This is a genomic window from Paracoccus sp. SY (assembly GCF_002901215.1).
GTDB lineage: Bacteria > Pseudomonadota > Alphaproteobacteria > Rhodobacterales > Rhodobacteraceae > Paracoccus > Paracoccus acridae.
The window spans coordinates 1-9,103 of sequence record NZ_NWMQ01000069.1 but is presented as its reverse complement, the minus strand read 5'-3'; the positions used below and the strand labels follow the sequence as shown (position 1 = coordinate 9,103).

9 protein-coding genes and 1 pseudogene are annotated in these 9,103 nt (G+C 60.2%); 7 read left to right on the top strand and 3 right to left on the bottom strand.

The features are described from left to right. Nucleotides 1–321: 321 nt before the first annotated feature. The 5 genes and pseudogenes from CK944_RS20580 to CK944_RS24235 form a co-directional block, all read left to right on the top strand. Nucleotides 322–928: pseudogene (locus CK944_RS20580) on the top strand (transposase); the annotation flags it as partial. 460 nt (nucleotides 929–1,388) lie between these two features. After that, entirely contained in the window at nucleotides 1,389–1,637 is a 249-nt protein-coding gene (locus CK944_RS20575) for a hypothetical protein (RefSeq protein WP_103174932.1), read from the top strand. A 253-nt stretch (nucleotides 1,638–1,890) separates the two neighbouring features. Further along, nucleotides 1,891–2,493, top strand: a complete 603-nt coding sequence (locus CK944_RS20570; protein ID WP_103174931.1) for a VPLPA-CTERM sorting domain-containing protein — start codon at nucleotides 1,891–1,893, stop codon at nucleotides 2,491–2,493. Between the two features lie 250 nt (nucleotides 2,494–2,743). Continuing rightward, nucleotides 2,744–3,436 (top strand): thermonuclease family protein, encoded by a 693-nt coding sequence (locus tag CK944_RS20565; RefSeq protein ID WP_158248099.1) that lies wholly within the window; start codon nucleotides 2,744–2,746, stop codon nucleotides 3,434–3,436. Nucleotides 3,437–3,726: 290 nt separating this feature from the next. Further along, complete coding sequence (locus CK944_RS24235; RefSeq protein WP_256388173.1) at nucleotides 3,727–3,855, top strand: hypothetical protein; 129 nt, start codon at nucleotides 3,727–3,729, stop codon at nucleotides 3,853–3,855. A 1,035-nt stretch (nucleotides 3,856–4,890) separates the two neighbouring features. On the opposite strand, the gene CK944_RS20560 is transcribed toward CK944_RS24235, so the two are convergent. From CK944_RS20560 to CK944_RS20550, 3 genes are all read right to left on the bottom strand, one after another. Next, entirely contained in the window at nucleotides 4,891–5,919 is a 1,029-nt protein-coding gene (locus CK944_RS20560) for a glycine betaine/L-proline ABC transporter ATP-binding protein (RefSeq protein WP_103174929.1), read from the bottom strand. Nucleotides 5,920–5,929: 10 nt separating this feature from the next. Next, nucleotides 5,930–6,973, bottom strand: coding sequence for a proline/glycine betaine ABC transporter permease (locus CK944_RS20555; protein WP_103174928.1), 1,044 nt, complete (start codon nucleotides 6,971–6,973; stop codon nucleotides 5,930–5,932). A 97-nt stretch (nucleotides 6,974–7,070) separates the two neighbouring features. Then, nucleotides 7,071–8,060: an ABC transporter substrate-binding protein gene (locus CK944_RS20550; RefSeq protein WP_103174927.1), complete on the bottom strand. Its 990-nt coding sequence runs from the start codon at nucleotides 8,058–8,060 to the stop codon at nucleotides 7,071–7,073. Between the two features lie 310 nt (nucleotides 8,061–8,370). Between CK944_RS20550 and CK944_RS23015 the strand changes: the two genes are divergently transcribed. Further along, complete coding sequence (locus tag CK944_RS23015) at nucleotides 8,371–8,586, top strand: hypothetical protein (RefSeq protein ID WP_146038734.1); 216 nt, start codon at nucleotides 8,371–8,373, stop codon at nucleotides 8,584–8,586. Nucleotides 8,587–8,665: 79 nt separating this feature from the next. Beyond that, nucleotides 8,666–9,103 (top strand): hypothetical protein (locus CK944_RS20540; protein WP_103174925.1); only part of this gene is annotated, 438 nt, incomplete at its 3' end.

Genomic DNA, 9,103 nt, shown 5'->3' with positions numbered 1-9,103 from the left:
GGGCATTGTAGTGGACAACTCCGTTTGAAAGTAGCTTCGGACTACTGGAAATCGCGCCCCGTCACCCGAATNCATTGTAGTGGACAACTCCGTTTGAAAGTAGCTTCGGACTACTGGAAATCGCGCCCCGTCACCCGAATCGCGTCGAGGTGCAGGTGCCGGATGCCACTCCGCTTTCTTCCTCCAAGGTGATGAACATAACGTTTTTGGCCGATCCGGCCGTTGGCGGACCAGTATTAGGCTGGCTGTCGCGCACCCAACGGCGATGCGGCTTCCCGCGACCCTGAACAGGATGACCTGCTCCCTCCGCGACTGGTCGACATGATCGATGCCCGCCATGAGCTGGTGAAGCTCGCGGCACTGATCAACTGGGATTTCTTCGAACGTGAATGGGCAACCTTCTTCCCCTCGCATCAGGGTCGGCCACTGACGTCGCAGCGCCTGGTTGCCGGGCCTTGTATCTCCAGCACGCTTTCAAGCTCTCGGACGAGGCAATTGTCGCCCCTTGGGTCGAGAAGCCGTATTACCAGCATTTCACTGGCGAGACGTTCTTTCAGCACCGCTTGCCGATTGACCTGTCATGCCTGACCTTCTGGCGCAAGCGCACGGTGAAGAAGGCGTGGAGTGGCTGCTGACCAAGACGATCGAAGCAGGCCGGGCTTCTGGTGCGGTCACCGACAAGAACCTGAAGCGGGTGGCTGTCGATACGAACGTCATGGAAAAGACCATCGCCCATCCGACGGACACGCGGCTTTACGAGCGGGCGCGCGTGTTGCTGGTCGGCTTGGAGAAGGAAGCCGGGATCGATCTGCGCCGGAGCTACGCGCTCCTTGCTCCGCGACTAGCCCTTCAGGTCGGGCGGCATGCCCGCGCCCGGCAGGTCAAGCGTATGCGCAAGGCCCGGTGCCAGCTCTCAGGTCAAGATGGGCTCTGAGATGGATGCAGGAGGCATCGCTAGAAAAGACGGGCCTGTTCATGCGCTTGTCTGCACAAAGTCCAGAAGCTAATGTTCCTCCTGCAATCTTTACCCCAAGAACCAAGATTGTTCCTCCCCGGCACTGTTACGTGCCGGGGCTTTTTCCATGTTCTGGACAGCCTCAACTGCAGCATATCATCAGCTTTTTGTCGGCCCTGGACCGGCAGGCCCCACCGCGCGCGCGTTAACCCTCGGCGGCGCCATCCCACTTCACCGATCTGCCCACAGCCCACCCGACAGGGGGGCTTTTTGCTGCGCCGCCATCCGACGCTAACTCGATGCGCCAAGACTGGACACAGCCCAAGACGCGCCTCCCTCAGACCGTGTCTGACCCTTGTATGTGCAGGACCTATCGTTAGCCAATTCTTAACCATGCCGCTGTAGCCATGACAAACAGTGAGGAAGGAAAACGATGAGCTACCGCGTAACAAACTATGAAACCCTGCAAACACACCTGTCGGCAGCCGGAACCACGCTGATGCTCTGCCGCGCGAACATCGGGCGGATCGACCTGTCAGACGAAGAGAAAGCCGATACCCTCTGGCGGATCGAACGTCAGATTGCAGAGCTTGAAGCCATGCGCCTGGAACTGACCCGCCCTGCGACCTACAAACGAAGCTCTCCAACAATACGGAAGTCCCACCTTCGCCGAGTGGATTGATCCTAGTTTGCGCTCTGCCAACTTCAGCCGCCTTCACGATGCTGCTCCTCCGACTAATCGCGAAAATCGCAGTGCCGGGACGGAGAGGTTAATTGCGGTGTCTGCCGTCGCGATCAATCCAGAGGAGAATGTCCTCAAGAAGATACAGGATATCCTTGATCACAACGCCGTCATATTGCTCAAAAGCCAGCTCGACCATTGATTCTAGATAAACCGGGCTGTCGTAACGTTTTTTGTTCCGGAAGGCTTCCAGATGAGTTTCTGTAAATACCTCACCGCTGCGTCTCTCGCGACCGCGCTTAGCATCAGCATTGCATCCGCCGCTACCTTTACCATTGATCCCGGCAAAGTGACCGTTTCGGGGAAGGACTTCTGCCCCTTCGCCGATTGCGAGCTGATTGGAGAAGTCGCGGGCGGCAGCTTTGATTTGGACACTGTTGGCCAATCCGCAAGCCTCGACGACCTCTTCAATTGGGAGGTTCTGCTGAGCAAGCCATGGGCAACCGGTGTTGGCGCGTATGATGTCAGCGTGAACTTGAACTTCTCCTCTCCTTCGGATGCGTCTGCAGGAGGATCGGGCTATGCAGGGTTCGCGACACTTGCGGGAAAAATCTCCGGTGGCTTCCTCAAATGGGTCTCCGGATCAGGCACCGTTGACTTCGCGGATGGCTACAAGCTGAGCTACACCTTGGCCGATGCCACTGCGCTAGGCTTCGGCACGGAGACCACGACTGGTGCGTCCTTCACCCTCGAGCAAACGCCCGCACCTGTTCCTCTGCCTGCATCGGCGTTGCTGCTGATCGGCGGAATGGGCGCTTTGGGCGGCCTTCGTGCCCGCCGCAACCGCAAAGCTTGATGTCCTCGTTTGTGACATCATAGAAGCACACCATATCGAAATTACCAAAATGGCCCGGATCGCGCCGAAGCGTTCCGGGCCATGCTTTTTGGCACGGTTGTCCAGTCAGCACTGAAGGTTCTGCACGTCGGTTTCCGTTGCTTGACCAGAAATCGAGGAGATGGTGGATGTCCCAGCGTTCAAGTATCTACGTTTCTTGGGTGCCGCAGGGGCCAGTTGGAAATCAGCTACTGTTGCGAGAAGAGAGAAAGTGGGAAAGACAGCCAGACTGCTGACCTATTTGGCGATGGGCTTCATGACGGGAGCCGCCGCCTCTTCGGCCCAGATTAACAAAGGCCCGACAATATTAGGTTCTGCCTCTGTCATAGACGGCGACACGATCAAGCTGGGGCCTCTCTCCGTCCGCCTTCACGGCGTCGATGCTCCTGAGCAGGGCCAGACCTGTCAGCAGCGCAATGGGCGCCCTTGGGACTGTGGGAGCGCAGCAACTGCAGCCTTGGCCGAGATGATCAAAGGCCAGACGCTGCAATGCGAGCCTCTCGATACGGATGCCTACGGCCGGATCATCGGGCGCTGCTTCGCAGGCGACACTGACTTGGGCCGCGACATGGCGGCATTAGGCTTGGCGTGGGCCTACCGCGAGTATTCAGAGGACTATGTCGAAGTGGAGGCCGAAGCACGCAGCCAAGGCCTCGGCATCTGGCAAGGCTCGGCACAGGCGCCCTGGGAATACCGTGCGACCCGCTGGGAGCGTGCCGTAGCCGAGGCTCCGGAGGGATGCCCCATTAAAGGCAACATCTCAGCCAAGGGGGAGCGGATCTATCACACGCCCTGGTCCTCGGCCTATGCAAGAACCCAGATCGATGAAGCCCAGGGCGAGCGGTGGTTCTGTGACGAGGCCGAAGCTGTGGCGGCCGGTTGGCGGGCAGCGCGGTCGCGATAGTTCACAGGCAGCTAGGCCACTCGATACCGGCAGTGCCCACTGACGGTGGAGGTGATGCTATGAGCTTTCCGGAGCTGAGGCGCCGCCCCGCAGGAGTGACAGGCGCATTGAAGCACAAGGCCACGGCTGATCTGGTTCCAAACGGCGAAGCCTTTTCCCTAGTGTGTTGCATCTCGACCACACCCGTGCCGCTTCTGACCATTAAGGTTAACGTTTGCCTCGCCCCAGCGCGGAGTGTTTGCGACAACGCCTATGCAACTACAGCGCGATAAACATCGGAGGCATGAGCGATGATCAGGACGATTGCGGTAGGCACACATATCTCTGTGCAGGGTATGTTTGAGCGCGATCTGGGCAATGGCCGTATTGTTGTGCGCGTCGGCGAGCAAACCTATGCCGGAAAGCCAGTCGCTGGCTGAGTTATTCTGGAAGCCCGCCACCAACCACGACGTGGTTGCTTAGACGCGCTGGCGGATAGCGCTCTATTCAAGAATTGCAGCTGGGCCATTCACAGGCCCAGGGCATAAAGGGCCATAGGTCATGGGGAATTCCACGTTACTCGAGCAGCCATTCATCTGAACTGATGCGCAGAAGGATGCAACGGTAACCAAACCTCAACCGTGCCGCCCCTGGGAGATGGCTGGTAGAAGGTGAAGTCTGACACCGTTGCCCGGCCGCCTCCGCCTACCAGGTCTCCAATGACACCTGACACCTCCCGGTCGGCTGCGTGGAAATAGCGGATGCTCTGCTGCTCGACGGCATAGCGCACTGGGCGGGTCTCGACCTCCCCGGCACCTAACGCACGCAGGAGGCGGACCAACTCCTCAGATCGTCCATACCCGCCACGTTCGGGATAGTGGATAACGACCCGCGCCTGAGCCAGCGTCCGAGCCCGCCCGGTTGCGATGGCCCTGGGGACGCTTCGCCGAGGTGCGGCGGCGGGTGCGCCTTGTCGAGGTGAGGTTGACGCCGCTGATGTGGTCTCGGGACCAGGTGCGGGCTGGAGAGCCGGTTCGGCAGTCCGGCTGGGCAGATGGCGCCAGATTTCCTTTGCCGTAGGTAGATCAGTCTCGCTTTGCGCGGCAACATGCGATGCAGAAAAGCAGGCGATCAATGCCAGCATTCCCAAATAACCGATCTGAAAGCTGCGGTTGCCTGGCATGGCGAGACCCTCGCTTGTATGGACGGCACTCGGAAAAGCCGAATGGCCGCAGGTATGAATCTTACGGCCGATCAAAAGCCGACCGCATGGTCATGTCACGTCAAGTTAAGGTGACTTGTAAGAGGCGCCGCTCCATCAGCCTAAGCGTTCCGATGATCCGTCCAGTGGCAACCTTTTCTCCACTGCTGTCAGGGGGTCGGGTAAGGAAGGGCGGGGGTAGCAGATGAAGAACAGCCATCAAAAGGTGCGGCTGCTTTGACTCCGTCTTCAGGTCTTCGACGGTGGCCCGTTCTCAAGCTGACCTACGCGGCACCAAGGCACGGATTAGCGTCGGCATTTCTAGGATACCAACCGACTGCCCACTGCGGGTAACGCGATAGCGTTGGGTAGCATCGCCCCCAGATAAGGCAATGACACTTTCCAGGGTGGCCTCGGCATCGACGTCTCCAGCGACATCCTCGGCCGTTCCTTGGGTCATGACCGACCGAACGCGCAACACCCGGGCGCGATTGATGTCGCCGATGAAGGCTTCGATATAGGGATCGGACGGGTTAAGCAGGATATGCTGGGGTTCGCCCTGCTGGACGACCATGCCGTCCTTCAGGATCACCAGATGGTCGGCGAGTTTTAGTGCCTCGTCCAAGTCATGGGTGATGAAGACGATGGTCTTGTGCAACTCGCTCTGAAGCTCGATCAGCAGGTCCTGCATGTCGGTGCGGATCAGCGGGTCGAGCGCAGAGAAGGCCTCGTCCATCAACATGATCCCCGCATTCGAAGTGAGCGCCCGCGCGATCCCCACCCGCTGCTGCATCCCGCCGGACAACTGGTGGGGATAGCGGTCACCGAAGCCCGCGAGACCTACCCGCTCGAGCCATTTCTGCGCCTCGGGCTGATAACGCTGGCGGGGGACGCCTTGTGTGGCCTGCGCCATTCCTGCGTTTTCAAGCACCGTGCGATGCGGCAGTAAGGCGAATTTCTGGAAAACCATTGACATGGTCTTGCGCCGCAACTCGCGCAGCCGCGCCTCGTTCCAGGCCAGGATGTTCTCGCCATCGACAAGGACCTCGCCCGCGGTGGGCTCGATCAGGCGGTTCAGGTGGCGGATCAGAGTGGACTTGCCCGACCCGGAAAGGCCCATGATGACGGTAATTTCGCCTTCGCGGATGTCGACATTGATATCGTTGAGGCCGAGGACGTGGTTGCGTTTGGCGAGCAGGTCAGCCTTGCCCATCCCGGCGAGAACATCGGCCAGGGCAGCTCTTGGGCGTTCCCCGAAGACCTTGAACAGGTTACGGATCGATACCTTGACGGGACGCGTCATCCTTTCCTCCTCAATGCTGGGACTTGCTGGTATCGATGCGGTTCAGCGCCGCTTTGGTGACACGATCCAGCACGATCGCCAGCAGCACGATCCCGAGGCCAGCGATGAGGCCCACGCCCAGTTCCAGATTGCGGATCCCGCGTAGGACCAGCACCCCCAGGCCGGGCGCCGAGACCAGCGAGGCGATCACCACCATGGCCAGGCTCATCATGATGGTTTGGTTCACGCCCGCCATGATGTTGGGCAGCGCCAGGGGGATCTGGACACCCAACAGCTTCTGCCGGCGGCTCATCCCGAAGGCATCGGCGGCCTCGATCACGTCCCGGTCGACAAGCCGGATACCCAGGTCGGTCAGCCGGATCACCGGCACGATAGCGTAAAGGATGATCGCGATGCCATAGAGCTTGGGTTCCGTGACGCTGAACAGGAAGATCAGCGGGATCAGATAGACGAAGGCAGGCAGCGTCTGCAGCATGTCCAAGATCGGCGTCACGATCCGCTGCAGGGTGTCGCTGCGCGACATGGCGATGCCGACGGGCACGCCGAACAGCACGCAGATGAAGGCGCAAACGAAGATGATCGCCAGGGTCTGCATGGCCTCGGTATAGTGGTCGACGAAGGCCAGCAGCCCCAGCGAGACCGCGACCAACGCCACCACAGCCTTGGAACGCGACACAAACCAGGTCAGCAGCAAAAGGGCCGGAAGCATGATGAACCAGGGCGTTGCGGTCATCAGCCAGATTGTCTCGCGCAGCATCCAGGAGAGCGGTTGGGTCAGCGGATCAAGCACGACCCGCAGCGCGTCGCGTGCCGACAGGAACCCCCGTTCCAGCCCCAGAGTGAGGTCGCGCGTCTGCCAGATTGCCCCGCAAGCCTCATGCAGGTTGTTCAGCGACGGCAGCGGCAGATCCCACCAGGACCCGCCCGCCTGCGATGCACCGCCCTGAGCCTTGGCCAGAAGATCGGCCATCGACATCGGGCCACCTTCCTCGCCCCCGCCGTCGCACCAATCCCTGAGCCCCAAGGCATCGAATACGCCGTCGTAGCTGGCCATCGCTTGCGTCCCTGTCTGTTCCCGCTGCGGGATGATTCATTGAAGTAAAGGTCGATGCCGTTGCGGCACCGACCACATACCGCGCATTTGCGGACACTCAGTCCTGCTGGATCAGCGCCGACAGCTTTTCCTTGGCGCCGTCCGACAGCCAGGTCTGCCATTCTTCGGCGTTGTTGGTCAGGTAATGGACCGCGACCTCCTGGGCGGATGCCTTGTTCTCGTCCTGCCAGGCCAGAAGGGCACTCATGTCGTCGGTCTTGAAGGTCATCTTGCGCAGGAACTCGACCACCTCGGGTTGGTCCTCGACCAGCGCCGCCGTGACGGCGGTGACGCTGGGCGCCTCCGGGAAATCCGAGACCTGGGGATCGGGCGCGTTGGGGTTCTGCAGCGGCGAGAACTTGGCCTCGTCGTATTCGCCCAACTTGACGCGGGTCATGTCGTATTTACCCAGTGGAACGGTCGGCCCCCAATAGTAACCAAACCAAGGTTCCTCGCTGGTGACGGCCGAGCCCATCGAAGAGGCTAAAGTTTCGCCGGAGCCGTGATTGAAGACCTCAATGCCCGCCTCTTCCAGCTTCAGGGCGCGGACCAGGTTGTCGCTGACGACCCGACAGCCCCAGCCCTCGGGGCAGTTGTTGAAGCGACCTCCGACCAGGCCGGGATTGGCCATCACGCCTTCGATAGTCGTCAGTTCAGGATGAGCCTCGGCCAGGTAGGTGGGGATCCACCAGCCTTCGATCCCGCCGGGGTTCAGCACGTCTGTCAGCGTAACCATTGTGCCGGCCTGTTCCAGCTTAGTGTAGGCCTCGCCGGCCGAGTTCAGCCACAGGTCGGTAACAATGTCGGGTTCACCGTTTTCCGCGACAGAGGTGATGGCAGGGATCGTGTCGGACTTCACAAGCGACACTGTGCAGTCATAGCCTTGTTCCAGCAGGAACTTCGCCACCTCGGTGATGACCTCGGCCGAAGCCCAGCCCATCTGCGCGATCGACAAATCGCCGCACGTTCCGGCGTTGTCTTGCGCCATGGCAGGCGCCGCCAGGCTAGCGCCCAAGGCAAGTGCAGTGATCGAAGCAAGAGTTTTCATTCCGCTCTCCTGTTGTTGTCCGGCTTACGGACATCGTGGGACATCACGCGCTTGACGCACGTGTTCGGACATATCAGACAGTCCGCGAAGGCCCCGCCCGTTCATTGATTGTAGAGTCAACGTGCAACAGATTATCCCAACACGTCAAACAGGGATTCAGGGTCGAGCAGCTTAATAAGGCGATGGCCGCGCGAGGTGTGACGCCAGACATCACCAGCCCGTCGGAGGCGTCGACGGCTACGACGAGCGAGACCCGCTGCAAAATCCGGGCCGCCGGCCGCACCAGCAAGGCAGTATTGGCAGCAGGATCATGTGGCATCACCTGCAGGTCTGGGACCATCGCTTGGGCCTTGCTCACCGGCATTCCGACGAGGATGCTCAGATCCTGGGCTATCCCGCAGCCCGCCGTGACCAACCGGCGGCTGCTAACTCGGGTTGCCATTCCGCAGCCGGTCAGGTCTGCGACCTCTTCTCCGACGAGGAACGCAACAACTACTTCAAAGCCGCAGGGTATGAGGTCGATTGAGTGCAACAGGCTCCAGTCTAGCGTCTCCGTCAAAAGCGCGACATTGGAGAGTGGATAGATAAGCTACAGAGCCGTTTCTATGAACGCCGGCAAGCGCCAGTCCCGGGGCAACCAATACTATCTGGATCGCCTAGCTCGGGAGCGGCCGGACATCCATGCCGACCTACAGCATGGCAAGATATTATCGTTCGCAAAGGCGCTCGATTTGGCGGGCATCAAGCCCCAGAGAACTCCTCTGCAACTCCTCGAGTCTGCATGGAAGAAGGCGTCCCCGGCGGAAAAGGATGCTTTCAAGGCCCAAATAGGATGTGTGGCGCCGAGCTCTGTAGCAGGGGCCGTGACGCTGGGCGGCGCGCCAATCCATGTCGATCGGCGTCTCACGCCTGCAGTTCAAGCAGAAGTTCGACGCATTATGAAAACACGCGGACTGAAAATGGGTAATGTGATGGATGAACTCGGCCTCCTCCGGCTGAACGCATCGCTTGGGAGCGCCCTTGTCAACGGCGGCGTAAAATCC

Excerpts from the sequence above, each read along its gene's own strand:
- CK944_RS24235 (WP_256388173.1), top strand. The coding sequence starts at position 3,727 with ATGATCAGGACGATTGCGGTAGGCACACATATCTCTGTGCAGGGTATG.
- CK944_RS20570 (WP_103174931.1), top strand. The coding sequence starts at position 1,891 with ATGAGTTTCTGTAAATACCTCACCGCTGCGTCTCTCGCGACCGCGCTT.
- CK944_RS20555 (WP_103174928.1), bottom strand. The coding sequence starts at position 6,973 with ATGGCCAGCTACGACGGCGTATTCGATGCCTTGGGGCTCAGGGATTGG.
- CK944_RS23015 (WP_146038734.1), top strand. The coding sequence starts at position 8,371 with ATGTGGCATCACCTGCAGGTCTGGGACCATCGCTTGGGCCTTGCTCAC.
- CK944_RS20560 (WP_103174929.1), bottom strand. The coding sequence starts at position 5,919 with ATGACGCGTCCCGTCAAGGTATCGATCCGTAACCTGTTCAAGGTCTTC.
- CK944_RS20575 (WP_103174932.1), top strand. The coding sequence starts at position 1,389 with ATGAGCTACCGCGTAACAAACTATGAAACCCTGCAAACACACCTGTCG.
- CK944_RS20550 (WP_103174927.1), bottom strand. The coding sequence starts at position 8,060 with ATGAAAACTCTTGCTTCGATCACTGCACTTGCCTTGGGCGCTAGCCTG.